This is a genomic window from Micromonospora sp. NPDC005220 (genome assembly GCF_040607895.1).
Lineage (GTDB): Bacteria > Actinomycetota > Actinomycetes > Mycobacteriales > Micromonosporaceae > Micromonospora.
Map to the genome: position 1 here is coordinate 1 of NZ_JBEXHP010000031.1, position 25069 is coordinate 25069.

The 25069-nt window shown below is 73.4% G+C and carries 21 protein-coding genes; 11 read left to right on the top strand and 10 right to left on the bottom strand.

From position 1 onward, the window contains the following. Window positions 1-657: 657 nt before the first annotated feature. From ABZU52_RS14930 to ABZU52_RS14940, 3 genes are all read left to right on the top strand, one after another. On the top strand, window positions 658-1344 hold the full coding sequence (locus ABZU52_RS14930) for a BON domain-containing protein (protein ID WP_354971594.1): 687 nt from the start codon (window positions 658-660) through the stop codon (window positions 1342-1344). Between the two features lie 113 nt (window positions 1345-1457). Beyond that, window positions 1458-1955, top strand: a complete 498-nt coding sequence (locus tag ABZU52_RS14935; protein WP_354971595.1) for a redoxin domain-containing protein — start codon at window positions 1458-1460, stop codon at window positions 1953-1955. Continuing rightward, window positions 1952-2500, top strand: coding sequence for a DsbA family protein (locus ABZU52_RS14940; RefSeq protein WP_354971596.1), 549 nt, complete (start codon window positions 1952-1954; stop codon window positions 2498-2500). Before ABZU52_RS14935 ends, ABZU52_RS14940 begins: the two co-directional genes overlap by 4 nt. Before the next feature lie 11 nt (window positions 2501-2511). Here the strand turns inward: ABZU52_RS14940 and ABZU52_RS14945 are convergent, their stop codons facing one another. Further along, on the bottom strand, window positions 2512-5415 hold the full coding sequence (locus ABZU52_RS14945) for a LuxR C-terminal-related transcriptional regulator (RefSeq protein WP_354971597.1): 2904 nt from the start codon (window positions 5413-5415) through the stop codon (window positions 2512-2514). Window positions 5416-5568: 153 nt separating this feature from the next. Here ABZU52_RS14945 and ABZU52_RS14950 point away from each other — a divergent pair, with 153 nt between their 5' ends. The 5 genes from ABZU52_RS14950 (at window position 5569) to serS (ending at window position 10889) form a co-directional block, all read left to right on the top strand. Further along, window positions 5569-6033, top strand: coding sequence for a hypothetical protein (locus ABZU52_RS14950; RefSeq protein WP_354971647.1), 465 nt, complete (start codon window positions 5569-5571; stop codon window positions 6031-6033). Further along, on the top strand, window positions 6030-7178 hold the full coding sequence (locus ABZU52_RS14955) for an alcohol dehydrogenase catalytic domain-containing protein (protein WP_354971598.1): 1149 nt from the start codon (window positions 6030-6032) through the stop codon (window positions 7176-7178). The genes ABZU52_RS14950 and ABZU52_RS14955 overlap by 4 nt, the downstream gene beginning before the upstream one ends. Window positions 7179-7229: 51 nt before the next feature. After that, window positions 7230-8411, top strand: coding sequence for a saccharopine dehydrogenase NADP-binding domain-containing protein (locus tag ABZU52_RS14960; RefSeq protein ID WP_354971599.1), 1182 nt, complete (start codon window positions 7230-7232; stop codon window positions 8409-8411). A 25-nt stretch (window positions 8412-8436) separates the two neighbouring features. Beyond that, window positions 8437-9519, top strand: a complete 1083-nt coding sequence (locus ABZU52_RS14965) for a MerR family transcriptional regulator (RefSeq protein WP_354971600.1) — start codon at window positions 8437-8439, stop codon at window positions 9517-9519. A gap of 86 nt (window positions 9520-9605) precedes the next feature. Continuing rightward, window positions 9606-10889 (top strand): serine--tRNA ligase, encoded by a 1284-nt coding sequence (gene serS, locus ABZU52_RS14970; protein WP_354971601.1) that lies wholly within the window; start codon window positions 9606-9608, stop codon window positions 10887-10889. A gap of 32 nt (window positions 10890-10921) precedes the next feature. On the opposite strand, the gene ABZU52_RS14975 is transcribed toward serS, so the two are convergent. The 4 genes from ABZU52_RS14975 to ABZU52_RS14990 are packed head-to-tail and all read right to left on the bottom strand — an operon-like array spanning window position 10922 to window position 15585. After that, window positions 10922-11803: a cytochrome c biogenesis protein CcdA gene (locus tag ABZU52_RS14975; protein WP_354971602.1), complete on the bottom strand. Its 882-nt coding sequence runs from the start codon at window positions 11801-11803 to the stop codon at window positions 10922-10924. Beyond that, complete coding sequence (locus ABZU52_RS14980; RefSeq protein ID WP_354971603.1) at window positions 11800-12453, bottom strand: redoxin family protein; 654 nt, start codon at window positions 12451-12453, stop codon at window positions 11800-11802. Before ABZU52_RS14980 ends, ABZU52_RS14975 begins: the two co-directional genes overlap by 4 nt. 52 nt (window positions 12454-12505) lie before the next feature. Continuing rightward, on the bottom strand, window positions 12506-13969 hold the full coding sequence (locus tag ABZU52_RS14985) for an NADH-ubiquinone oxidoreductase-F iron-sulfur binding region domain-containing protein (protein ID WP_354971604.1): 1464 nt from the start codon (window positions 13967-13969) through the stop codon (window positions 12506-12508). Beyond that, entirely contained in the window at window positions 13969-15585 is a 1617-nt protein-coding gene (locus tag ABZU52_RS14990) for a ferric reductase-like transmembrane domain-containing protein (RefSeq protein ID WP_354971605.1), read from the bottom strand. Before ABZU52_RS14990 ends, ABZU52_RS14985 begins: the two co-directional genes overlap by 1 nt. A gap of 280 nt (window positions 15586-15865) precedes the next feature. On the opposite strand from ABZU52_RS14990, the gene ABZU52_RS14995 reads away from it, so the two are divergent. Continuing rightward, complete coding sequence (locus ABZU52_RS14995) at window positions 15866-17311, top strand: alpha-amylase family glycosyl hydrolase (protein WP_354971606.1); 1446 nt, start codon at window positions 15866-15868, stop codon at window positions 17309-17311. A gap of 75 nt (window positions 17312-17386) precedes the next feature. Further along, the gene (locus ABZU52_RS15000) at window positions 17387-18295 is read left to right on the top strand and encodes a L,D-transpeptidase (RefSeq protein ID WP_354971607.1); all 909 of its coding nucleotides are present in this window, start codon (window positions 17387-17389) and stop codon (window positions 18293-18295) included. Between the two features lie 16 nt (window positions 18296-18311). On the opposite strand, the gene ABZU52_RS15005 is transcribed toward ABZU52_RS15000, so the two are convergent. Genes ABZU52_RS15005 through ABZU52_RS15020 form a run of 4 tightly spaced genes read right to left on the bottom strand, consistent with a single transcriptional unit; the run spans window position 18312 to window position 21799 of the window. After that, a complete protein-coding gene (locus ABZU52_RS15005) occupies window positions 18312-18944 on the bottom strand; it encodes a response regulator transcription factor (protein ID WP_354971608.1) in 633 nt (210 codons plus the stop codon). After that, window positions 18941-20071: a histidine kinase gene (locus ABZU52_RS15010; RefSeq protein WP_354971609.1), complete on the bottom strand. Its 1131-nt coding sequence runs from the start codon at window positions 20069-20071 to the stop codon at window positions 18941-18943. The genes ABZU52_RS15005 and ABZU52_RS15010 overlap by 4 nt, the downstream gene beginning before the upstream one ends. 26 nt (window positions 20072-20097) lie before the next feature. After that, entirely contained in the window at window positions 20098-20898 is an 801-nt protein-coding gene (locus ABZU52_RS15015; protein ID WP_354971610.1) for an ABC transporter permease, read from the bottom strand. Between the two features lies 1 nt (window position 20899). Continuing rightward, window positions 20900-21799: an ABC transporter ATP-binding protein gene (locus tag ABZU52_RS15020; RefSeq protein WP_354971611.1), complete on the bottom strand. Its 900-nt coding sequence runs from the start codon at window positions 21797-21799 to the stop codon at window positions 20900-20902. A 183-nt stretch (window positions 21800-21982) separates the two neighbouring features. Here ABZU52_RS15020 and ABZU52_RS15025 point away from each other — a divergent pair, with 183 nt between their 5' ends. Then, window positions 21983-22837 (top strand): alpha/beta fold hydrolase, encoded by an 855-nt coding sequence (locus ABZU52_RS15025; protein WP_354971612.1) that lies wholly within the window; start codon window positions 21983-21985, stop codon window positions 22835-22837. Window positions 22838-22886: 49 nt separating this feature from the next. Here ABZU52_RS15025 and ABZU52_RS15030 read toward each other — a convergent pair whose 3' ends face one another. Continuing rightward, entirely contained in the window at window positions 22887-24983 is a 2097-nt protein-coding gene (locus ABZU52_RS15030) for a prolyl oligopeptidase family serine peptidase (RefSeq protein ID WP_354971648.1), read from the bottom strand. Between the last annotated feature and the right edge of the window lie 86 nt (window positions 24984-25069).

Consider the following 25069-nt stretch of genomic DNA (forward strand, 5'->3'; position numbering starts at 1 on the left):
CGTTTTTCTTTTTTGCCGCCTTCTGGTGGGGGGGGGCCGGCGGTGGTGCAAACCCGGCCCCCCGGCTTCTATCTTGCTGTTGTGGTGGGGGTGGGGGGGGGGCCCGGTCCGCCGGGTGCCGGACCCCTCAGGCAGCCCGGCGGACCGGTGTACGGGTGGCGATCCGTCCGGATCACCCGCTCGGCGGCTCACGCAGGTGCTGGCCGCCAGCGGAGTGCGCGGAAGCTGTCGGTAACGGGCAGGCTGCGGCGGCCGAAGTGGACACCGGCGGCGGTGGAGGACGCCGGACCGACCCGCACATCTGCGGTTCCTCTCGGGATCGAGCCCGGGGGACGGGGTCGATCGCCTGGTGACGCCGTGGCCCGGGGGACGAGCACGACGACGGGGACGGACGGAGCTGCCCTGGCTCCATCACCCGACGCGACGGCTCCCGCAATCGAGGAACGCGATTACCGTAACCGAAATCAGCTCGCTTTGGAAGCGCTCCCATCATCGATGTACGCCCTGATCTCCACCCGTACCGCCCAGCTCCCCGCCGCGTCGTCACCCGGTCCGGGCGAGGACGGCTCACCCGGGGCGGCGGCAGGATCGCGGCATGGCGGACCTCCGGCCGCAGCCACCGCCCGGTCCGCCATCGGAACAGCGGAGGAGGGACAGATGGCCATCGCGGAGATCAATCGCACCGACCAGGACATCCAGTCCGCCGTGCTCGACGAGCTGACCTGGGAACCACGGGTGCAGCCGCACGAGATCGGCGTGACAGTGGCCGAGGGCGTCGTCACCCTGACCGGTCGGGTGGACAGCTACGCCAAGAAGTGGGCCGCCGAACGGGCCACCCACCGGGTCGCCTCGGTCCGGGCGGTCGCCAACGACGTGGCCGTGCAGCTCACCAACAACACCGAGCGCGCCGACACCGACCTGGCCGCGGCGGCCAGCCACGCGCTGGAGTGGGACGCGTTCGTGCCCATCGAGAAGCTCCAGGTCACCGTCTCGGCCGGCTGGGTGACGCTGCACGGCGACGTCGAGTGGGAGTACCAGCGCAGAGCCGCCGAACGGGCGGTCGCCCGGCTGGCCGGCGTACGCGGGGTGAGCAACGGCATCACCGTCCGACCGGCCAGCGCGCCGGACGGCCACAACCTGGCCGAGCGGATCGTCGACGCCCTCACCCGGGCCGGAGCGACCGAGGCCGAACGGGTCAGCGTCCGGGTGCACGGCGACACCGCGATCCTCGCCGGGTTGGTGCACTCGATGCCCGAACGGGCCGAGGTCGAGCAGGTGGCCTGGTCCGCGCCGGGCATCCGGGAGGTGCAGAACCACATCGCGGTCGCCCCGGTGCTGCACTGAGCGGGCGAGCCACCGAGCGGGCGCTGAGCGGGCGCTGAGCGGGCGCTGAGCGGGCGCGGAACCACCCGGGGTGGGTGAGCCCGGCTCACCCACCCCGGGAGCAGGCTGGTGGCATGAGTGATCCGAATGGGCTGATCCAACCGGGGCGCACCGCGCCCGGTTTCACCCTGCCGGCCACCCCGGACGGGGCTCCGCTGGGGCCTGAGCAGTTTCGTGGCCGGCCGGTCGTGCTCGCCTTCTACCCCGCCGACTGGAGCCCGGTCTGCGGTGACCAGATGTCGCTCTACCAGTCGGCGGCGCCCGTCTTCGCCCAGTATCAGGCGGTGGTGCTCGGCCTGTCGGTGGACAGCATCTGGTCGCACCGGGCGTTCGCGGAGAGCCGTGGCATCGAGTTCCCTCTGCTGGCCGACTTCGAGCCGAAGGGCGAGGTGGCGCGCAGCTACGGCGCGTACATGCCGAACGGTGAGGCGGCCCGCGCGCTTGTCGTGCTCGACCCGGCGGGGAAGGTGACCTGGAGCTACCTGTCGCCGCCCGACGTCAACCCGGGCGCCGACGGCATCTTCGACGCGCTGGACCAACTCGCCGCCGATCGGAAGGTGATGGCCGGATGAGTACGCCACTACAGGTCACCGCCCGACTTCGGGACCCGGTGACCACCGAGGATCACGTCCGAGGGCCGGCCGACGCCGCGGTGACCTTCGTCGAGTACGGCGACTTCCAGTGCCAGTTCTGCGGTGCCGCGTACCCGAACCTGCACGAGCTGCTGCGGCAGCGGGCCGACACGGTACGGCTGGTCTATCGCTACTTCCCGATCGCCAACGTGCACCCGTACGCCGAACGCGCCGCCGAGACGGCCGAGGCCGCCGGGGTCCGGGGCCGGTTCTGGGAGATGCACGACTGGCTCTACGAGCACCAGGACCAGCTCGACCCGGTGCACCTCTCGCTCGGTGTCGAGCAGGTCGGGTTGCCGCCGGACGAGTTGAACGCCGAGGTGGAGAGCCGGGCGCACGCGGACCGGGTGCGCCGGGATTTCGTGGGTGGTATCCGCAGCGGGGTGAACGGCACCCCCACCCTGTTCGTCAACGGCATTCGGCACGACGGCGGGTACGACCTGCCCGACCTGCTGACGGCCGCGGACGCCGCCGCCAACGCCTGACCGCTATCCGCTCAGATCAGCCGCAACTCGCGCGCCCGCCGGACCGCCTCGCGCCGACGGGTCGCGTCGAGCTTGCGGTAGATGTTGCGGACGTGGGTCTTCACCGTGTTGACCGAGAGGGACAGCTCGCTGGCGATCTCCACGTTGGACAGGATGCTCTGCAGGTAGCGCAGGATGGTCAGCTCCCGCTCGGTGAGCGGCTCGTCGAGCGCTCCCTTCGGGCCGGCGGCCGCCCCGGTGGTGCTCTGCCCCGCGCCCCGTACCAGGTCACTGACGAGCGCGAAGTGCGCGGTGCCGGCGTCCAGGTGCGCGGCCAGCAGGTCCCGCACCGGCGGTTCGGCACGGGTGAAGGCCCTTCGGCAGCCCTGCGGGCCGGCCAGGTCCAGCGTCCGCTCCAGGATCCGGCCGGCCCGACGCCCGTCCCCGGCGCGGTCGGCCAGCACCGCGTCCAGCAGACCCGCGTCCAGGCGTACCGGTAGCGGCCAGGTCCTCGCCGTCGGCGCCTGCCAGTCCGGCAGTGTCCGCTCGGCGGCGGCGGCGTCGCCGGCCAGCAGCTGCACCTTCGCCAACGCCACCGCGAGCACCGGGTCGGCACCCTCGTCGACGGCACCGGCCAGCAGGTCGCGGGCGGAGTCCAGGTCGCCCCGCGCGGCACGCAGTTCGGCTTCCACGGCCCGCAGCAGACCTGTCAACTCGGCGGCGGCCGGCCGGTCGGCCAACGCCTCGCGGGCCCGGACGAGCAGTCGCTGGCCGGCCGCCGGGTCACCGCCGTCGCGGCGCAACTGCGCCCGGCACAGCGCGGCCACCGCCGCCGCCACCGGTTCGCCGGAGGCGGCTGCCAGCCAGTCGTCCCCCGCCTCGGGGTCGCCGGCCCAGCCGCCCGCCGCGTTGAGCGCCGGGAGAGCGAGGGCGAGGTGCGCGGTGGCCTCCTCGGGCTGGTCGCGCAGCAGCGCCACCACGGCGAGCGCCAGGTACGCGTAACCGCAGTCGAGCCGACAGGACCAGCCCCGACAGGGCGGCATGCCGAGCGCGTCCCGGGCCGCCTGTTCGGCCGACCGCAACTCGCCGCGCACCGCGAGCAGCAGGGCCGCGCGGCTGGCGCCGACCAGCTCGGTACGCGGCCGGCCGGCCTCCCGAGCCGCCGCCCGAGCCCGGACGAACCGGGCGGTGGGCAGCCCGCCGTCGGCCAACTCGACAAGCCCCAGCGCGGTGCCGGTGAACGCCCGCAGGTCCAGGTCGTCGGCCGCGCCACCGCCACCGGCGGTCGGGGCAGAGCTGGCCACCCCGGTGCTGGCGGGCCGCGGACCGGGGCCGGCGGCGGCATCACCCGGGACAGCGAGCACGGCCTCCGCCGGACGGGTACGCAGCAGACGAGCGGCGGCGGCACGGACCTCGGCGCGGTCGTCGGCGAGCCGGGCCACGGTCAGCTCCAGCGCGGTGACCAACCGCAGGAACCGGTCCCGGCGTGGTACCGGCAGGCCCGCCGCGTGCCCGGCGGCGGCGCGCAGGTGACCGGTGGCGGCGCGCAGGTGACCGGTGGCGGCCGGCAGGTCACCGGCGTACGCGCGCTCGGCGGCGCAGGCCAACGCCGTCTCCGGGTCGGCGCGGATCACCTCCGCTGGTGGCGGCGCGGGGGCCGGGGCGTGCACCGGATCGTGGTCGTAGCGGGTCAGCTCCGGCCAGTGCGCGACGAACAGGTCGCCGGCCAGGTCCCAGCGGCCGGCGGCCAGGGCGTGGCGCAGACCGTCGGCGGGCCGGCCGTCGCCCGCGTACCAGTCGGCGGCCCGGACGTGCAGTTCACGCAACTCGTCGGCGGGCAACCGGGCCAGGTCGGCGCGGAGCAGGTCGGCGAGCAGCGACTCGCACCGGTACCAGGGCGGCCGGGTGTCCTCCCGGTGCAGCAGGCCACCGGTCCCGGCCAGGTCGGCCAGCGCCTGCCCGGCATCGGCACGACCGGTGACGGCCTCGGCCAGGTCGGCGCAGACGCTGTCGACGATGGCGGTACGGCGCAGCAGATCCTCCTCGGCCGGGTCGAGTGTCGCGAGCACCTCCTCGTGCAGGTACCCGGCGATCTCCGGTTGGTCTCCGCCGAACTGCCCCACCCAGCGGTCCGGGTCGGGCTGTCCGCGTACCGCCAGGGCCGCGATGCGCAACGCGGCCGGCCAACCGCCGGTGCGCTCCCGCAGCCGGTGCACGGCGGTCGCCGGCAGCGCGGCGGCGTGGGCGGTGAGCAGGTCGGCCACCTCGTCGTCGGTGAACGCCAGCTCGTCCGGGCCGATCTCGGTCAGCTCGCCGGCGAGGCGGAGCCGGTGCAGGGGCAGGTGCAGCCCGGCTCGCGCGCCGATCACCAGGCGGAGTCGCCGCCCGGCATGCCGCAGCAGGAACTCCAGGCCGGTCAACGCCGCCGGGTCGGCGACCCGGTGCAGGTCGTCCAGGATCAGCAGCACCGGCCGGTCGGCGTCGGCGAGCGTGGCGGCCAGCGCCTCCAGTTGATCGGGGCGCGGCGGCCGGTCCGGCACCGGGCCGCCCTCCGCCGACCCGGTCGCCGTACGCAGCGCCGCCGCAAGGTACGCCCAAAGCCGGTCGGAGTCGTCGCCGGCCTCCACCGACATCCACGCCGAGACCGGGTCGTCGGCCGGCGAAACCGACAGGTCACCGGAATCGGGCACGACCGCGCCCGGCTCGACGTCGGGCGGAGCGCCGCCCAGCCGCACCCAGGACGCGAGCAGGGTGGTCTTGCCCCAACCGGCCGGGGCGGCCACCAGGGTGACCGGCCCCGCGCTGCCCTCGTCCAACCGGCGCAACAGGCGGGGCCGGGCCACCACCGGCTCCGGCGGCACCGCCGGCGTCAGCCGGGACGCCAACAGCGGTGGCCCCGGTGCCGGTTCGACCCGTACCCGATTCTGTTCCGGCACCCAGCCCCACCCCCACCACACGTTCCGCCCCCGGTCGGCGAGCGGTTACCCGACCCGGGCCGGTTCACCCCTTCCGGGCGAGCGCGCTTCACCCGGCCGCGACCGACGATCGGGGGACGTGAACCGGGAGGACGGGTGGTACCGATGGGACGGCTGGCGCGGGCGGGACCCGCCCTCGGCAGCGCGGCGCTGGCCGGGGCGGCACGGCTGCTGCGCGTACCCCATTGGCTGGGCTGGCCGGGCGCGGACGGCGACGCCGCACGTGGGCGGCGCGGTGCGGACCGCCACGCCGCCGCGCCGGCCCGGTGGGAGGTGGTGACCGTCGACCGGCCGCCTGAGCAGGTGCTTCCCGACGGCCGCTGGCCGGAGCCGCTGCGCCGCCTGGACGGGGCGGTCGAGGTGCGGGTGCGGCCGGCGCCCGGCGACCGGGGAACCGAGCTGGCCGCCCGGCCGGTGGCCGGCGTCACCCCGCCCACCGGGCTGGCCGCGCACCTGGTCGGCGACGACCCGGGTCTGCTGGTCCGCCGGACACTGCGCCAGATCAAGCAACGGGTGGAGGCCGGTGAGGTGCTCCGCGCGGACCGCTCCGCGCTGGACCGTCCCGAGGTCCGCGGGTGAGGGCGCTCTGCTGGATGGCCGCCGGCGAGCTGGCGGTACGTGAGGTGCCCGACCCGGAGCTGCGCAACGAACGCGACGTCATCGTCCAGGTCCGGCGCAGCGCCACCTGCGGCGGTGACCTGCCGCTGCTTGCCGGCCGGCATCCGCTGCTGCGGGCCGGCGACGTGCTCGGCGCGGAGTTCCTGGGCAAGGTGGTGGAGGTCGGCCCCGGGGTCCGCCGACACCGCACCGGCGACCGGGTGGTCGTGGGCGCGAGCGTCGCCTGCGGCGGCTGCTGGTACTGCCGCCAGGGCCTGCACTCCTGCTGCGACAACGCCCATGCCGACCTGGCCAGCTCCGACCCCGACTGGGCCCGCTCGGACGCCGGCTGCTTCGGCCGGCCCCGGGCGGCGGGCGGCTTCGCGGGCGGCCACGCCGAGTACGTGCGGGTGCCGTACGCCGACGTGAGCGCCTTCCGGGTGCCGGACGCCGTCGACGACGACCGGGCCGTGTTCGCCGCCGACGCGGCGCCGACCGGGTGGCTCGCCACCGAGCTGGGTGCGGTACGCCCCGGCGACGTGGTGGCCGTCTGGGGCGCCGGGGCGGTGGGCCAGTTGACCGCGCGGGCTGCGGTGCTGCGCGGCGCCGCCCGGGTGCTGGTGGTGGACCGGTACGAGGAGCGGTTGCGGATGGCCGAGCGGCACTCCGACGCCGAGCCGCTGGACTACCGCCGCACCGACGTCGCCACCGAGCTGCGCGACCGTAGCGGTGGGCGCGGGCCGGACGTGTGCGTGGTGGCGGTCGGCACGACGCCGACCCGGTCGATGGCCGACCGGTTCGGTGGCCAGCACGCCGACCGACCGGACGCGCTGCGGGAGGCCGTGCACGCGTGTCGTAAGAGCGGCGTGGTGGTGGTGCTGGGCGGGACGGGCGGGTTCGTCGACGCGTTCCCGCTGGGTGCGCTGACCGAGCGGCGGCTCACAGTGCGCGGCGCTGCCCGGCCGGACCTGCGGGACGTGCCGATGCTGCTGGACCGGATGGCCCGCGACGAACTGCGGACCGAACACCTGGCCACCCACCGGCTGCCGTTGGCGCAGGGCTCCGAGGGGTACGCGCTGTTCCGGGACCGGGCCGACGGCTGCGTGCGCGCCGTGTTCACGCCGTGACGACCCACTCGTGATCACCTCATGGCCGGCGGTAGATGGCAGACTCCGGGGATGGCCGTGGAGCGAACGTACGACGTGGTGCTGTTCGGGGCGACCGGGTTCACCGGCGGCCTGACCGCCGAATACCTGGCCCGACACGCGCCGGCCGGGCTGCGCTGGGCGCTGGCCGGGCGCAACCCGCAGCGCCTCGCCGCCGTACGCACTCGGCTCGCCGCGATCGATCCGAGCCTGACCGACCTGCCGTTGCTCACCGCCGACGTGACCGACGCCGACTCCCTGCGGGCGGTGGCGGAGAACGCCCGGGTGGTGGCCAGCACGGTCGGCCCGTTCATCCACCACGGGGAACCGCTGGTCGCGGCCTGCGCCCGAGCCGGCACCGACTACCTGGACATCACCGGCGAGCCGGAGTTCGTCGACCTCATGTACGTGCGCCACCACGCCGAGGCGACCCGCACCGGCGCCCGGCTGGTGCACGCCTGCGGCTTCGACTCCATCCCGCACGACCTGGGCGCCTGGTTCACCGTCAAGCAGTTGCCCGCCGACGTCCCGATAACCGTGGACGGGTACGTGCGCGCCGGCGGCCGGTTCTCCGCCGGCACCTACCATTCGGCGCTCACCGCGTTCTCCCGTACCGGGCAGGCCAGCCAGGCCGCCCGGGACCGCCGGGCGGTCGAGCCGCGCCCGACCGACCGTCGGGTCCGGGCGGTGCCCGGCCGGCTGGCCCGCTCGGCGGAGCTGGGCATCTGGACCGTGCCGCTGCCGACCATCGACCCGCAGGTGGTACGCCGCTCGGCGGCGGCCCGCCCGGAGTACGGCCCGGACTTCCGCTACCGGCACTTCGCCGCGGTGAAGCGGCTGCCCACCGTGCTGGCCGGCGCGGCCGGGCTCGGCGCGCTGATCGGGCTCGTGAAGCTGCCGCCGAGCCGACGCTGGCTGCTGGGCCGGCTCGCGTCCGGGCAGGGGCCGACCGCCCAGCAGCGGGCGTCGTCCTGGTTCCGGGTCCGGTTCGTCGGCACCGGCGGCGGGCAGCGGGTGGTCACCGAGGTGGCTGGCGGTGACCCCGGTTATGACGAGACGGCGAAGATGCTCGGCGAGTCGGCGCTGTGCCTGGCGCTCGACGAGTTGCCGCCGGCCGCCGGCCAGCTCACCCCGGTCGCCGCGATGGGTGACGCGCTGCTCGACCGGCTCGTCCGGGCCGGCATCACCTTCCGGGTGCTGGAGCGCTCGGCTTGACCCTCAACCGGGTCGAGGGGTCAGGATGCGCAGCGTGAGCGACCTGCACAGCATCGGCGAGCTGGCCCGGGCCAGCGGCCTGACCGTCAGCGCCCTGCGCTACTACGACTCGGCGGGGGTGCTGGAGCCGACTCTGGTCGACCCGGTGACCGGCTACCGCTGGTACACCGAGGAGCAGATCGCGCCGGCCCGGCTGGTGGCCGGGCTACGCCGGATCGGCATGCCGGTGCCGGAGATCGCCGCCGCGGTACGCGCCGAGCCGGCCGTGGTGCACCACCTGCTCGACGCGCATCTGCGCCGGCTCGCCGACGGGCTCACCGACGCCCGCCGCGAAGTCGACCGGCTCCGGGCCCTGCTGGACCCGGCCCCGCCGGCCGCCACCACACTCCTGATCTCCCCCGCCGCCCTGGCCGCCGGGCTCGACGCGGTGCGCTTCGCCGTCAGCGTCGACCCGGAGCTGCCGATGCTCGCCGGCGTGCTGTTCGACGTGGAGCCCGACGGCGTCCGGCTGGTCGCCACCGACCGGTACCGGCTCGCGCTGGCTCGGGCCGGGGCCGACGTCGACGGAGCACCGGTGCGGGTGTTCGTGCCGGTGGCCCTCGTGGACCAGCTCCGGCCACTGCTCGACACCGCCGACACCTGGCCGGTCCGGCTGACCGTGGCCGGCGCGGACCTGCGGGTGCGGGTGGCCGAGCGCACGGTGACCGGCACCGCCCTGCCGTACGACTTCCCGGACTACCACCGGCTGCTGCGTAAGTCCGTCGGCGAGCGGCCGACCGCGCGCCGGATCCCGGTGGACGTGGCCACGCTGCGCGCCGCGCTGGTCGATCCGGCGGCCCCCACTGTCGCCCGCGACCACGACGGCACGACCCGGGAGGTCACCGTGCTCGGCGTCGACGACCAGGGCGGGCTGCGGCTGCTCCCCGCCGCCGACCTGGGCAGCGACGTGCTGCGGGTCGGGGTGGACGGTGGCTACCTGCTGGACGCGCTGAACGCGGCCGGCGCGCCGCAGCTGGTGCTGGAGCTGGACGGGCCGATCGCCCCGCTGGCCGTACGCCGACCGGACGACGCGGACACCTACTCGGTGCTGATGCCGATCCGGCTGTAGAACCTCCCCGCCCCGGGCCGAGGGGGCCGCGACGGTAGCATCTGGTGGTTCACCAGTGAACCCCGGACGGAGGCGTACGGAGCAGCATGCTCGACATGGAGTTGATCCGGAAGGATCGCGAGGCGGTGGCGACCGCGCTGGCGAAGCGTCTGGATCCCGCCGAGGTCAACCGAGCCCTGGACGAGATCCAGCGGCTCGACCAGGAACGCCGCGCCCTGATCACGGAGATCGACGCCGAGCGGCAGCGCCGCAAGGCCGAGGCCCGGGCGTACGCGCAGGCGAAGCGCGCCGGCGAGGAGCCGCAGGTCGCCGCGCCGGAGGCGGAGCGTAAGCAGCTCGCCGAGCTGGAGTCCCAGCTGGACGAGGTGCAGGCCCGGCTGCGCGACGCGATGAGCGAGCTGCCCAACCTGCCCGCCGACGACGTGGTGGCCGGCGGCAAGGAAGCCAACCGGGTCGTCAAGACCTTCGGTGAGCCGCCGGTGATCGAGAAGGTCCGCGACCACGTGGAGCTGAGCCGCGCGCTGGGCCTGGTCGACTATGAGCGTGGGGTCAAGCTCGGCGGGTCCGGTTTCTGGATCTACACGGGCATCGGCGCCCGGCTGGAGTGGGCACTGCTCAACTACTTCGTCGACCAGCACATCAAGGCCGGCTACGAGTTCCTGCTCCCGCCGCACCTGCTGCTGGACTCGGCCGGCTTCGCCGCCGGGCAGTTCCCCAAGTTCTACGACGACGTCTACCACCTGGATGCGGCGTCCGCCCCGCGCGGTCAGTTCCTGCTGCCCACGTCGGAGACGGCGATCCTCGGCGCGTACCAGGACGAGATCCTGGAGACCCCGAAGCTGCCGTTGAAGGCGTTCGCGTACACCCCGTGCTACCGGCGGGAGTCGGCCGGCTCGCACTCGGACGAGCGCGGCACGGTGCGGGGGCACCAGTTCAACAAGGTGGAGATCTTCCAGTTCACCCTGCCGGAGCAGGCCGACGCGGCGCTGGAGGAGATGCTCGCCCACGCCGAGAGCCTGGTCGAGGGGCTGGGCCTGCACTACCAGCGCACGCTGCTCTCGGCCGGTGACGCCAGCGCGTCGATGAAGAAGACCCTCGACATCGAGGTGTGGATGCCGAGCACCGGCAAGTACAAGGAGGTGTCGTCGGTCTCCTGGGCCGGCGACTACCAGGCCCGTCGGGCGGCCATCCGTTACCGCGAGCCGGGCGGCAAGCAGACCCGCTTCGTGCACACCCTCAACGGCTCCGCGCTGGCCACCAGCCGGCTCTTCCCCGCCATCCTGGAGCAGTACCAGCAGCCCGACGGCAGCGTCCTGATCCCCAAGGTCCTCCAGGACCGCCTAGGAACAGACCGCCTCTCCCCCCGCTAGACCCCCCCGGCCTCTCGCGGTTGATCATGAAGTTATTGCCCTTCGCCTCGGCGTGTCGTGGCAATAACTTCATGATCAGCAGGGTCTGGGCGGAGGCGCCTCGTGAGGGCTGCCGTTAGGAGGAGCGCGGTGAGGGCGGCCAGCAGTAGCGCTGGGCCGATGGTGTTCAGGGTGTTGGCCAGGGTGTGCTGGATCTCGGCGGCCGCTCGGATGACCGGGTCCTGGAAGGCGTCGCGGCGGCCGGCGGCGAGCCGTAGCTCGTACCAGCCGTACCAGGCGACGTAGCCGCCGGCGAGCAGCAGCACCAGACCACTGAGGCGGGGCACCAGCGCGCCGGCGACGCGCAGCCGGGCCACCAGGCCGTCGCGCAGCAGCGCCACGCCGAGCGCGGCGACCGCCACCACCAGACCCATCCCGAGGGCGTACGCGCCGAACAGCGCCAACCCCTGACCGGTCGAGCCGGCCTGGAGGCTGGTCACCACGATGGCCAGGAACGGCGCGATGGCGCAGCCGAGCGACGCCAGCGCGTACGCCGCGCCGAACAGCGCCATCGACGGCCAGGACCGGGTCAGCCGGGGCGCCCGGGTGGACCAGCCGGGGGCGGGCAGCCGGCGACCGGCGAGCAACCAGCAGCCGGCCACCACCAGCAGCACGCCGAGCGCCACGGTCAGCCACGGCAGCCGGGGCCGCAGCCAGCCGGCCAGCGGCGCGAGCGCCAGGCCGAACGCGCCGAACACCAGCACGTACCCCACTGTCAGCCCGGCCGCCGCGGTGAGCGCGCGGCCGACCGCGCCGCGGGTGTCCGACTCCCCGGCGACCAACAGCGAGAGGTACGCGGGCAGCAACGCGAAGCCGCACGGGTTGACCGCGCCGAGCATGCCGGCGGTCAGCGCGAGCAGCAGTGTGGCGGTCACGCCCCGGCCAGTGCGGCGACCTTGGCGGTGAGCGCCTCACCGTCCAGGAAGCCCTGGTGGACGATGGCGCCGTTCCGGTCGATGATCACGAAGATGCTCTGCTCGGTCACCTTGAACCGCTTCCAGAGCGCGCCCTTGCCGTCCTCGATCTGTGGCGTGTCGCCCAGGTCGAACTCGGTGACGAACTCCTTCATGGCTTTCCGCTCGCCCAGCCCGGCGACGCCGACGATCGGCACGGTGTCCCGGTACCGGGGTGCGATCTCGGCCACCGTCCAGGCCTGGCTGGCGCAGGTGGCGCACCACGGCGCCCAGAACCACAGCACCACCGGTTTGCCGGCGAGCTGCGCCGCGTCGAACGCGGCCCCGCCGAGGGTGGTCCCGGTGAAGCGCAGTACGTCCGGGACCCGCGCTGGGGCGGCGGGCGGTCCGCCGGTCGGCGTGGACGGTGTCCCGGTCGACGTGGGCGCGGCACCGGTCGAGGCCGGGGCCGATCCGGCGGCGGCGGGCCCACCCGGCGCGGTGCCGGTACAGGCGGCGACGCCGAACAGGGCCACCACGAGCGCCCCGCCGGTGGCGGCCCGGCGCAACTGCCCGGCCGCTGTCCAGCGGCGCAACTGCCCGGCCGCTCTGCACGCCCTGCTGATCCGCATCCGCTTCTCCGTTTCCGGTCCGGAAGGGACCCTTGCTGGACCTGAGGCTTTCCTACTCGGCCTTGGCGAGTCGGAGAGCCAACTCGGGGCAGACCTTGACCGCCTTCAGCGCGCCCTCGCGCAGCCAGGTCGGCACGGGGGTGGCCGGGAAGGCGGGATATCCGTTCGCGTCCAGCCGGATGAAATCCGGTACGACGTGCGCGCAGAGGCCGTGCCCGTCACAGCGGGACCAGTCCAGGGTGAGCTTCTGCGGGTTCGCGTCCGGTGCGCCCGGCAGCCCCATCACGCCCTTGACCCGTCGGCCACAACCGTCGCCGGTGCTGTGCAGCCGCAGATCCTCCGCGAAGACCTCGATCGCGGAGAGCGCGAACCGGGCGGTGCCGTCCGGGTGGCTGCACGCGCCCCGGCCCTTCACCTCGCCGGCGGCGGCGCGCACCACGTCCGCCGGTTGGCTGCCGGCGACGGCCAGGTCCACCGCACGGGCCAGGTCCGGCAGGCCCATCTTGCACGGCCCGCACTGGCCGGCGGACTCGCCGGCCAGGTAGCGCACCACCTGGGCGGCCTCACCGAGCGGGCAGGTGTCCACACCGAGCGGGACGATGATGCCCGCGCCGAGGGTGCCACCCACGGCGGCCAGGCCCTTGCGGGACACCTCGGCCTTCTCCGCCGCCTCCGGGGTGATCCACTTGCCGTGGTAGCCGCCCATCAGGATGCCCTGGACGTCCGGCACCTCGCACAGGTCGAGCACGTCGCGCAGCGGCATGCCGGCGGTGCACTCCACCACCGCCGGTCGGCCCGCCGCGCCGGTCACGGTGAGCAGCACGGTGCCCGGCTCGTCATCGGTGCCGAGCGCCGCGTACTCGTACGGGCCCAGTCGCGCGCCGACGGCGAGCTGCGCGAACGTCTCGGCGTTGGAGAGCAGGGTAGGCAGGCCACTGACCCCGGAGTCACTGGAGCGTTTCTTGGTGCCCGGCGGGATGTGCGGCAGCCCGTTGATCCCGTTGACGAGTGCGCCGCCCTCACCGGAGATGAACCGGTGCGGCACGGTGACGATCGTCGTCTGCACCGGCATCCGGCGCTCGTCGAGGGCCTCCATCAGCGAGTCCCGGCCGACCCCGTCGTCCGCCACGCCGATCACGATCTCGTCGGCGTCCAGCGCGTACGCGGCCAGCGCCGCGCCGTCCAGGATCAGGTGCGGGGCACGGGTCAGCAGGACCTTGTCCTTCCAGCTGGCCGGCTCCCCCTCGGTGGCGTTGACCACCACCACGGCGGCGAGGCCCTGCCGCTCGCAGGACTCCAGCACCGCGCGCATCTTGCGGGCGAACGGGAAACCCGCCCCGCCCTTGCCCTTGAGCTGCATGCCCTCGGCGAGCCGGAGCAGCTGCGCGGGCTCCATCGGGCCGATCGGTCCGTGTACTTCCTCGTGCGCGAGCAGGTCGAGCCGGCCGTACTCGGCGAAGCCGGCGGTGAGCCGGGGCTCACCCACACAGGCGACAGGTGGCACGGCGGTCCGCATCACTTCGCCTCACCCCGCAGCCCGGCCCAGTACGCCCCGTCCACCGCGTCGGCGCTGGCCTTGCGGCGCTTGGACTTGCCCTCGCCGGCTGCCCGCTTGGCGCGGCGGGAGGCCAGGTCGACCAGGGTCGGAGTGTCGTCGACGGGCGGCTCCACGTCGTCCGGCACGTACCGGGCCGGCGGACGCCAGTAGTCCGGCTCCTCGGGCAGGTCGTCCTCGGCGCTGTGCCGGCCGCTGCCGCTGCGCGGCGCCGACGAGATCGGGCTGCTGGAGACCGGGCCGGCGGAGATTGGGTCGCCGGCCTGCCACCGGCGCGGGCTGTCCCAGGGCTCCTCGGGCTCGTCGAGGGCCGGCAGCGGCGGCGCCGAGTAACGGCTGCCGTCGTCCTCGGTGCGGGACCGGCGACGGGACCGCTCGGCGGCCGGCTCCTCAACGCGGCGCCGGCCGGTCGGCACGGCCTCGTCCCGGGTGCGGGAGCCACGCCGCCGGGTCACCGGCTCCAGTTCCTCCTCGTCGCGTCGACGGGTGTCGGTCTCCTCCACGCTGCGGCGGGCCGACCGGCTGGTCGTGGGCTCCTCGTAACGCCGGCTGCGCGAGGACGGTTCGGTGTCGCGGCGGGCCGCCGGCTCCTCCTCCCGCCGACGTCGGCTCGGCCGGGTCGGTTCGACGAGGGAGCCGGGCTCGGGCACCACCGGAACGGTGAACCGTTCCGGGTCACGCCGCGCGGGCGGGGCGGTCCAGGTGGCGGTGGTGGTGTCCGCCCAGGCGGGACGCTTGTCTGCGGCCTTGCTGCGCCGACCCAACCCGGCCAGCAGCGATCGGGCGGTCTTCGCCTCCTCGGCCCGGCCAACCATCACCGCGTTGCGCACCGCTGCCTGGTGCTGCTCGCGGCTGCGCCGACCGATGGTGACCGAGAACCGGACCAGCAGGGCCAGCACCACCAGCAGGATGCAGCCCAGGTAGCTGAGCGTCACCCAGGGCGCTGCGGCCCGACCGGCGTTGAGGCCGTGCAGCACGGCGAACGGCCAGGCCAGGTACGCGACGGAGTGCAGGGCCCGCCACAGCCACTTCGGACCGACGTCGGCGAAGCGGGCCCGGATGATGCCGGTCCAGATCACGCTGACCATCAGCAGTGCGGCGACAGTGCCGAGCCCCACGTAGAGCCCTCGGCCACCAACGAACGGCACCAGAGCGTCGGTCGCCGCCGCCCGCCCGGTGGCGATCTTGGTGAGGACGTGGAAGCCGAGCCCTGCCACGCCCAACACGCCGGTGGCCCGGTGCGCCGACTGCATCAGCACCCGGTGCGGGATGCGCAGCACCAGCCGGTCGGTGGCGAGCAGGCCGAGCATCACGGTGAGGCTCAACGCCACCAGGGAAACCACCCCGGCGAAGAACTCGGTGAAGAAGAAGCCGTACGCGTACGCCGTCTGGCCGGCACCGGTCAGCATGATCGCCGCCCAGAGCGCGGCGAGCACCGACGCGATCAGCATGCCGACCGCTGGCCGCGACGGGGTGCGCACCCCCCGACTGCTGGCGCTGGTCCGGACCGTCGCCGCCTTTGTGTCCTGCTGTGCCCGGGCCATCTGCTCCTCGATCGTCTCGCGGCGGCGTACCACCGGCCGACCCCTGTTCCCCCATCCAGTACGGACCGGCAGGGCGCGCGGATCACCCGCTGCCGGAAATTTTCTGGGCCGAAATCGAACCGAGGGGCGCGGCCGTGCGTTGTACCCACCCTCATCCACCGGTCTGGACAGTGACGGACGTGCATGCATTGACAGTCCCTGCAACACGCTTGTAACCTTTCAGCAAATTTCAGCCCGGGTTGCAAGATTTCGACAACCCGGCGCTCCCCCACCGCACCACCACCCCCGCTCCCGCTCCCCGTCAGGAGTCCCCATGCACCGACGTCGACGCGGCTCGGCACTCCTCGCCCTCGGCCTGATCGCCAGCCTGCTCGTCCCCAGCACCGTGACGGCACCCCCGGCCGTCGCCGCCCCGTCCGGCGGCAAGAAGGTCATCGTCCAGCTCTTCGAGTGGAACTGGCCCTCGGTGGCCAGCGAGTGTCAGAGCACGCTCGGCCCGAAGGGCTACGGCTACGTGCAGGTCTCGCCCCCGCAGGAGCACGTGCGGGGCAACCAGTGGTACATGGCGTACCAGCCGGTCAGCTACCGGATCGAGTCCCGCAAGGGCACCCGCGCCCAGTTCCAGTCGATGGTGAACACCTGCCACGCGGCCGGCGTCAAGGTGATCGTCGACGCCGTCATCAACCACATGTCCGGTCAGGACAACGGCGGCACCGGCTGGGCCGGCTCGTCGTACTCGCACTACGACTACCCGGGCATCTACCAGACCCAGGACTTCCACCACTGCGGACGCAACGGCGGCGACGACATCGCCAACTACAACGACCGGTACGAGGTGCAGAACTGCGAACTGGTCAACCTGTCCGACCTGAAGACCGAGTCGGACTACGTCCGTACGAAGATCGCGTCGTACCTCAACGACCTGCTGTCCCTCGGCGTCGACGGCTTCCGGATGGACGCCAGCAAGCACATGCCGGCCGCCGACATCGCCGCGATCAGGGGCAAGCTGTCCCGCTCGGCGTACATCGTGCAGGAGGTCATCTACGGCGCCGGTGAGCCGGTCCAGCCGACCGAGTACACCGGCAACGGTGACGTGCACGAGTTCCGCTACGGCAAGGACCTGGCCCGGGTGTTCCGCTCCGAGCGGCTCGCCTACCTGAAGAACTTCGGCGAGGGCTGGGGGCACCTGCCCAGCGCATCGGCCTCGGTGTTCGTCGACAACCACGACACCCAGCGCGACAGCAGCGGCGTGCTCACCTACCGCGACCGGGGCATCTACGCCCTGGCGAACGCCTTCATGCTGGCCTGGCCGTACGGCTCCCCCACCGTGATGTCCAGCTACACCTTCAGCGACCGGGACGCCGGCCCGCCCTCGGACGGCGCCAACAAGACGCTGAACACCACCTGCTACTCCGGCTGGGAGTGCGAGCACCGCTGGCCGGTGATCGCCAACATGGTCGGCTTCCGCAACGCCACCGAGGGTGCCGGTGTGGCCAACTGGTACGACAACGGCAACAACCACATCGCCTTCAGTCGCAGCGGCAAGGGATTCATCACCGTCAACGACGAGGATGCCGCGGTGAACGGCCGCTCGTACTACACCGGGTTGCCCGCCGGCCGATACTGCGACGTCATCCACGGCACGTACGCCGGTGGCACGTGCAGCGGACCGGTGATCACGGTGGACGGTAGCGGCTGGTTCGCGGCCAACGTTCCGGCGCACGACGCCGTGGCCATCCACATCGGCGCGCGGATCTGATGCGATCGGGGCCTCCGGACGGCGCGTCTCGCCGAACCGGGGGCCCCGAAGCATCCGCCACCATAGAGTGGTTTCGTGCCGTTTGACCGAAAGACACCGTACCGTCGTCGCGGCTTCTGGGTGACCGCCGCCATCGGCGTACCCGTGCTGCTGGTGACCGCGCTGCTGGTCGGCCAGGCCCTCACCCCGAGCTCGACGGCCCCCAACGACCGCAACGTGGTGGCCGACCCGACACCGAGCAGTCTGGAGCAGAGCCCGGAGGAGTCGGTCCCCCCGGCCGCGCCCGCTCCGGACGGGCTGCCGGTGGTCGACTACGACCCCGCCCCCGGCGGGTTCCCCGCCGACCCGGCCAGCACGGACGTCACGCCGCTGACCGACGGCGCGCACCCGACCAGACGGATCGCCGCGTACGACGCGCCCGGCGGTCGACCGCGCGCCTTCCTCGAACCGGCCATCCGTGGTGTCGAGCTGACCATGCCGATCGCCCAGCGGCGTGCCGGCTGGACCGCCGTCCTGCTGCCCTCGGCCAACCGACGGCTCGCCTGGCTGCCGCCCGGCGGGTTCGAGACGGTGCCGCTGCGCGACCAGATCGTGGTGGAACGCAAGGTGCACCGGCTCACCTGGTACCGGGCCGGCACAGCGGTGCGCTCCTGGGAGGTCAGCCTCGGCCAGTCGGGCCAGGAGACCCCGCTCGGGCGGACCTTCATCCTGGGCCGCACCCCACCGCCGGAGGAGGTCTACGGCGGAGTGGACATCTACGCCCTCGGTTCGGTGCCGGACGACCCGGAGTCGGTGCCGGCCGGGCTGCGCGGCGCGCACATCGGGGTGCACAGCTGGTACAACGACGACGAGCTGGGCGAGAACACCACCAACGGCTGTATCCGGCTGACCCGCAGCGGTCAGCGGGAACTGCTCGCCGAGGTCCGTCCCGGCAGCAGCGTCGTGGTGGTCGACCAACTGGCCGCCCCGCCGCCGAGCGCCTGAGCGCCGGCGCGCCCGGTCACTCGCCGAGCAGCCAGCCGTTCTGCTCGGCGACCCGGATCGCGTCGGCCCGGTTGCGGGCGCCGGTCTTACCGATCGCCGCGGACAGGTGGTTGCGTACCGTCCCCTCGGACAGGTGCAGCGCCCGGGCCAGGTCGGCGACGGTGCCGCCGCCGCGCGCGGTCCGCAGCACCTCGGTCTCCCGCTCGGTCAGCGGGCTGACCCCGGCGGCCAGCGTCTCCGCGGCCAGCGTCGGGTCGACCACCCGCAGGCCGGCGTGCACCCGGCGGACCGCGTCGGCGAGTTGCCGGGCCGGGGTGTCCTTGACCACGAAACCGCTCGCCCCGGCCTCCATCGCCCGGCGCAGGTAGCCGGGTCGGCCGAAGGTGGTCACCACCAGCACCCGGCAGGTCGGCAGCGCGGCCCGCAGCGCCGCGGTTGCGGCGATCCCGTCCAGGCCGGGCATCTCCACGTCCAGCAGGGCCACGTCGGGGGCGCTGCGTCGGGCCTCGGGCACCACCTCGTCGCCCCGGCCGACCTCGGCGACCACCGTCAGGTCCTCCTCCAGCGAGAGCAGGGCGGCCAGCGCACCCCGGACCAGCGCCTGGTCGTCGGCGAGCAGCAGCCGGATCGGCGTGGGTCCGCCGCTCACCGGGCCTCCCCCGGCACGTGCACCCGCAGCAGGAAACCGTCTCCCGCCGGCCGACGACCGACGGTCACCACCGCGTCCAACCTCCGCGCCCGCTCCCGCAGGCCGACCAGCCCGTGCCCGCTCGCGTCCGGAGTGGACGGCCCTCGACCGTCGTCACTGATCTCGACCCGGTCCGGGTACACCCGAATCACGCAGCACCGCGCCCCGCTGTGCCGGACCACGTTCGTCACCCCTTCCCGTACCGCCCAGCCGAACAACCGGTCCCACTCCTCCGGCAGGTTCGGCACCTCGGCCGACACGTCCGCCGCGATGCCCGCCGCGGCCAGCGCGGAGCGGGCGCCGGCCAGCTCCGCGCCGAGGCTGACCTCGCGGTACGCCCCGACCGTCTGTCGTACGTCGGCCAATGCGGCCCGAGCCAGCGCCTCCACCTCGGCGATCTCGGCGGCGGCCCGCTCCCGGTCGACCTCGATCAGACGCCCGGCCAACTCGGCCTTGATCGCCACCACGGTCAGCGAGTGCCCGAGGATGTCGTGCAGGTCGCGGGCGGCGCGGGCCCGCTCCTCGGCGACCGCGAGCCGACCGATCTCCTGCTGGGCGGCCCGAAGTTCGCTGTTGCGCTGCGCCAGCCGGGACACCCCGAACATGGCAAACGAGGCGAGCAGCACCGCGAAGGTGACAGTGCTCTCCCCCGTCCAGGTCGGCACCAGCCAGGCCGCCACGAGTGGGATCAGCGCGCAGAGCGCCACGATGATCAGCGCCTGCACCGCCGACAGCAGAAACACCGCGGCGGCGGCCACGAACACCAGCGTGGCCGTCCAGTCCCCGGCGGTGCCCGGAATGCTGGCCAACCCCAGCACAACGAGCCCCGACAACGCGAACGCGGCTCGGCGCGGAGGGATCGGTCGGAGGTGCTCGCGCAGGTTGCGGGCCCACTGGAACAGCAGCACGTAGCCGAGGCCGAAAGCGAACAGGGTAGCGACGCCGACGATCCGCCGCCACGGCTGCGGCTGGTCCAGCGCGGTGGAGAGCGGCACGTTGAGGAAGAACAGCCACACTCCGGCCAGCAGCCAACCGGTGAACCGCCATCGGCGGCTCACCGGTCGGGGTTGACCCGTCAGCGAGTCCATCGGGTTCACGCTAGCGGCCCGCGCGGTCAGACCCGCGCGGTGTCCCGGCGGAACAGCCGGGCCGCGCCGACGCCGAAGAGCAGCGCCCAGACGACGAGGTTGGCTACCGCCGCCATGCTCACCGCCTCGCCGGTCAGTGGGGCGCGGGCCAGCACACCCATGCCGTACACCGGGGTGAACTTCGCGACCTGCTGAAGCACGTCCGGCAGCACCTCGACCGGGACGAACAGCCCACCGAACATGGCCAGCACCGCCAGCACCGGGCCGATGATCTGCATGACGTTCTCGGCCGGCGCCAGGTAACCGATGAACAGACCGAACGCGGCGAAGACCAGCGAACCGAGCCAGGCGGCGAGCCCGGACAGCAGCCAGACGTACGCCGGGACGCGGACGCCGGCCACGGCACCCACCAGGAACTCGACGACGACAGCGAGCAGACCGAGGCTCATTGCGGTGATCAGCTTGGTCGCCACGTACGCCGCCGGGCGGAGCGGGGTGAGTCGCAGCTGGCGGCTCCAGCCCAGCGCCCGTTCGGTGGCCACCGCGCCACCGACGCTGGTGGTCGCCACCATGGCCGCGTACACGGCCAGGCTGATCATGACGTACGCCGTCACCGGCCGACCGTTGTCCAACGACTGCCCGCGCTGCGGCAGGCCGAAGATGAGGAAGAAGACGCTCGGCATGATCAGCGTGAAGGCGAGGGTGCGGCGGTTGCGCAGCACCCGGCGCAGCTCGATGAGCAGGGCACCCGGAGCGAACCCGCCCAGTGCGGGCAGCCGACGATCCGGCGCCGCGGCACCGACGCGGGTGGGGGTGGAGGTGGTCATCTCAGGCTCCGGTCTGCGCGGTGGTCAGGGCGAGGAAGGCGTCCTCAAGGTTGCGAGAGGTGATCTCGACGTCCCGGGCGGCGGTCCGGGTCAGCAGGTGCCGGGCGATCGCGTCCGAGTCGCCGGTCCGCACCAGCACGCTGTCGCCGCGTACCTCCACGGCGTCCACGCCGGGCAGCGCGGCGAGCGCGGCCTGGTCGGCACCGGGCAGGGTGGCCCGCACGGTACGGCCGGCGGCCAGGTTCTTGATCTCGGCGGTCGTGCCGTCGGCGACGATCCGCCCCTGCCGGACCAGCACGATCCGGTCGGCGTACGCGTCCGCCTCGTCCAGGTAGTGGGTGGCGAAGATGACGGTCCGCCCACGTCGGGCGTCGCGGCGTAGGGCCTGCCAGAAGTCCCGCCGGCCCTCGACGTCCATGCCGGTGGTCGGCTCGTCGAGCACCATCAGGTCCGGGTCGGGCAGCAGGGCCAACGCGAAGCGCAGTCGCTGCTGCTGACCGCCCGAGCAGCGCCCGACCACCCGGTCGGCGATGTCGGTGATGCCGGCCCGCTCCAGCACCTCTGCCGCCGGGCGGGTGTGCCGGTAGAAGTGCGCGGTCATCCGTACCGTCTCGCCCACGGTGAGGTCCTTGAGCAGCCCGCCGGTCTGGAGTACGGCGGCGACCCGACCTCGGGCCACCGCGTCGTCCGGGGTGCCGCCGAGGACGCGGACGGTGCCCCTGTCCGGACGGGACAGCCCGAGCAACATGTCGATGGTGGTGGTCTTGCCCGCGCCGTTCGGGCCGAGGAACGCCACCACCTCGCCGGGCTGCACCCGCAGGCTCAACCCGTCGACAGCGGTGACCGCGCCGAAGCTCTTGGTGAGGCCGTCCAACTCGACAGCCAAATGGGTACTGGTCATGCCACTGATGCTCCGGCGACGCGTACCCAGATGCCCGGAGCGGTCGTCACGCTCCGACCGTGACATTTGTCAGGGGCCCAGCCTGCTCGGTCCCGGAGGGTCCCAGCCTGCTCGGTCCCGGAGGGTTTCCTTGCCCGGCAGCGGGTAACCGCCGGGCCGAACGCGTGACACCGGGAGGACGCGATGGTTGGCACGCCGCAGGGTCCGGTCGACACGATCGTGCTGATCCACGGGCTGTGGATGACGCCGCGCAGCTGGGAGGGGTGGGCCCAGCGGTTCACCGAGCGCGGCATGCACGTCATCGCTCCCGCCTGGCCCGGCATGGACCGGTCCGTGGAGCAGCTGCGCGAGGATCCTGGCCCGATCGCCGAGCAAAGCATGGCCACGATCATCGCGCACTACGACAAGATCATCCGGGCGCTGCCCCGACCGCCGATCATCATGGGGCACTCGTTCGGCGGCCTGTTCGCCCAGGTCCTCGCCGACCGGGGTCTCGGCGCGGCGGTGGTGGGGGTGCATCCCGCCGCGATCAAGGGGGTGCTCAAGGTGCCGCTGAGCACGCTGCGATCCGGGTTCTCGATTCTGCGCAACCCCGCGAATCGCAACAAGGCCGTCCCGTTCACCCGCGACGACTTCGCGTACGCCTTCGGCAACACGATGAGCCGCGAGGACTCCGACCGGGCCTGGGAGCGGTACGCCGTCCCCGGCGCCGGACGGGTGCTCTTCGAGGGCGCGTTCGCCAACCTCGACCCTCGGTCACCGGCCCGGGTGGACGTCGGGCGTACCGACCGGGCGCCGCTGCTGCTGATGGCCGGCGGAGCCGACCACGTGGTGCCGGCGTCGGTGGTCCGCACCAACGCCGGGCTCTACCAGAAGTCCCGGGCACTCACCGCGTACGAGGAGTTTCCCGGCCGATCACACTTCACCGTCGGACAGGACGGCTGGGAGCAGATCGCCGACTTCGCGCTGGACTGGGCGCTGCGCGCCGCCGCCCTGCCCCGGGAAGCGACGATCGCCAGCGAAACCCCCCGCCGCTGAACCGACCATCGCCGCTCCTCGCCCCCACCAGCTCTCCGTGACGCCGGCGTCACCGTGGCTCCGCGATGGGCGTCGGCCATCGGGCGCCGAACCGGGAACGCTGCTGCGGTACGGCAGCCACGGTCAGCTTCCGCCATAGGAACTCCAGCGTCAGCGCCCACACGAAGGCCCGCTGCTCGTTGTTGGCCGCCGCACCGTGCCCGCCCTCGACGTTCTCGTAGTACGCCACCTCGTGGCCGTGCTCGCGCAGCCGGGCCACCATCTTCCGGGCGTGCCCCGGATGCACCCGGTCGTCGCGGGTCGAGGTGACGAGCAGGACCGGCGGGTACGGCCGTCCGCCCCGGACGTTGTGGTACGGCGAGTACTCCCGAAGGTAGGCCCAGTCGGCCTCCCGGTCCGGGTCGCCGTACTCGGCCATCCACGAGGCCCCGGCCAGCAGCCGGTGGTAGCGCCGCATGTCCAGCATCGGCACGCTGGCGACGACAGCCCCGAAGAGCGAGGGGTAGCGGGTCAGCATCACCCCCATCAGCAGCCCTCCGTTGCTACCGCCCTCGATGCCGAGCCGCTCCGGCGTGGTGATCCCGCGCGTCACCAAGTCGGCCGCCACCGCCGCGAAGTCCTCGTATGCCCGGGGCCGGTTCTCCCGCAGCGCGGCGCGGTGCCACTCGGGGCCGTACTCGCCGCCGCCCCGGATGTTCGCCACCACGTAGCTGCCGCCCCTGGCCAGCCAGCCCCGCCCGACGATCCCGCTGTAGTAGGGGGTCAGGGAGACCTCGTAGCCGCCGTACCCGGTGAGCAGCGTCGGCCCGCCGGCCGCGCCCGGCTCCCCCACCACGAAGTACGGCACCGGGGTGCCGTCGGCCGAGGTGGCGAAGAACTGGCGGACCGCCAGGCCGCCCGGGTCGAAGAACGCCGGTTCCCGCTTGAGCGTCTCGACCGCGCCGCCAACCTCCCCGAGCCTCAGCGCCTCCGGTTGCAGGAACCCTTCGGAGGCGAGCAGGTAGGCGTCGCTGTGGTCCGGGTCGGTGTCCACGATCTGGCTGTGGTCGAACTCCGGCACCCCTGCGAGCGGCTCCCGCCGCCAGCCCGTATCGCCGGGCGTCAGCACCTCCAGCCGGCTCCGCACGTGGACGAGGGCGGCCAGGATCAGGTGGTTCCGGGTCCAGAAATAGCCGCTCAGCGCCGTGCGGGCGTCAGGCCGGAAGAGCACCGTCAGCTCCCGCTGACCGGCGAGGAACGCGTCGAACCGGGTCGCCAGCAGCGCCCCGGCCGGGTGGGTCACCCCGTCGACCGTCCACGGCGAGCGCAGCCGGATCAGCAGCCACTCCCGGTGCACGTCCCGCTGGGCGTCCTCCGGCACGGCGATCCGGATCCGTTCGCCCACATCGGTCAGCAGGTAGCTCTCGGAGCGGTAGAAATCGAGGCTGCGGCCCGCGAAGTCGCGCTCGAAGCCGGGCGTCGGGTCGTGCGAGGCGTAGACGGCCACATCGTCCGAGCGCCCCTCGTAGACGACGTCGGCCGCCGACAGCGGCGTGCCTCGCCGCCAGCGCTTGGCGACGCGTGGGTACCCGGAGGAGGTCAGCGACCCCGGCCCGAAGTCGGTACCGACGTAGATGTGATCCGCGTCAATCCAGCAGACACGGCTCTTCGCCTCCGGCAGCGTGAAGCCGTCCTCGACGAAAGCCCGGCGGAGCAGGTCGAACTCGCGCACCACGACCGCGTCGGCGCCGCCCCTGGACAGGCTGATCAAGCAGCGCTCGTAGCCGGGCCGCAGCACCGTCACCTTCTGCCAGACCCAGTTCTCGCCCTCCTCGGCGGCCAGCGCGTCGACGTCGAGCAGCACGTCCCACTCCGGTTCGGGCCGCCGGTACTGGTCGAGAGTCGTCCGCCGCCAGATCCCACGCGGGTGCGTCGCGTCGGTCCAGAAGTTGTAGTAGAAGCCGTCCCCACGCCACCCCGGGTAGGGGATGCGGTCCTCGGCATCGAGCACCGCCCGGACTTCGGACCGCAGGGCGGCGAACGTTTCGCCTGCGGTCAGCGTGGCCAGGGTCTCCGTGCTGCGGTCCCGCACCCACCCCACGGCGTCCGCGCCATCAAGATCTTCCAGCCAGAGGTACGGGTCAGCGCCCTCATCGATCAACCTCACCACCTTCGCCACTATCCCCGACGAGTGACCACCATCCACGCACTGTCGGCATGCCGACTGAACGGGTGCGACGTGGAAGACGGGCG

What these genes read in the sequence shown, in the direction of transcription:
- ABZU52_RS14930 (WP_354971594.1), top strand. Translation starts at nt 658, where the DNA reads ATGGCCATCGCGGAGATCAATCGCACCGACCAGGACATCCAGTCCGCC.
- ABZU52_RS14935 (WP_354971595.1), top strand. Translation starts at nt 1,458, where the DNA reads ATGAGTGATCCGAATGGGCTGATCCAACCGGGGCGCACCGCGCCCGGT.
- ABZU52_RS14940 (WP_354971596.1), top strand. Translation starts at nt 1,952, where the DNA reads ATGAGTACGCCACTACAGGTCACCGCCCGACTTCGGGACCCGGTGACC.
- ABZU52_RS14960 (WP_354971599.1), top strand. Translation starts at nt 7,230, where the DNA reads ATGGCCGTGGAGCGAACGTACGACGTGGTGCTGTTCGGGGCGACCGGG.
- ABZU52_RS14965 (WP_354971600.1), top strand. Translation starts at nt 8,437, where the DNA reads ATGCGCAGCGTGAGCGACCTGCACAGCATCGGCGAGCTGGCCCGGGCC.
- serS (WP_354971601.1), top strand. Translation starts at nt 9,606, where the DNA reads ATGCTCGACATGGAGTTGATCCGGAAGGATCGCGAGGCGGTGGCGACC.
- ABZU52_RS14980 (WP_354971603.1), bottom strand. Translation starts at nt 12,453, where the DNA reads ATGCGGATCAGCAGGGCGTGCAGAGCGGCCGGGCAGTTGCGCCGCTGG.
- ABZU52_RS14985 (WP_354971604.1), bottom strand. Translation starts at nt 13,969, where the DNA reads ATGCGGACCGCCGTGCCACCTGTCGCCTGTGTGGGTGAGCCCCGGCTC.
- ABZU52_RS14995 (WP_354971606.1), top strand. Translation starts at nt 15,866, where the DNA reads ATGCACCGACGTCGACGCGGCTCGGCACTCCTCGCCCTCGGCCTGATC.
- ABZU52_RS15010 (WP_354971609.1), bottom strand. Translation starts at nt 20,071, where the DNA reads ATGGACTCGCTGACGGGTCAACCCCGACCGGTGAGCCGCCGATGGCGG.
- ABZU52_RS15015 (WP_354971610.1), bottom strand. Translation starts at nt 20,898, where the DNA reads ATGACCACCTCCACCCCCACCCGCGTCGGTGCCGCGGCGCCGGATCGT.
- ABZU52_RS15020 (WP_354971611.1), bottom strand. Translation starts at nt 21,799, where the DNA reads ATGACCAGTACCCATTTGGCTGTCGAGTTGGACGGCCTCACCAAGAGC.
- ABZU52_RS15025 (WP_354971612.1), top strand. Translation starts at nt 21,983, where the DNA reads ATGGTTGGCACGCCGCAGGGTCCGGTCGACACGATCGTGCTGATCCAC.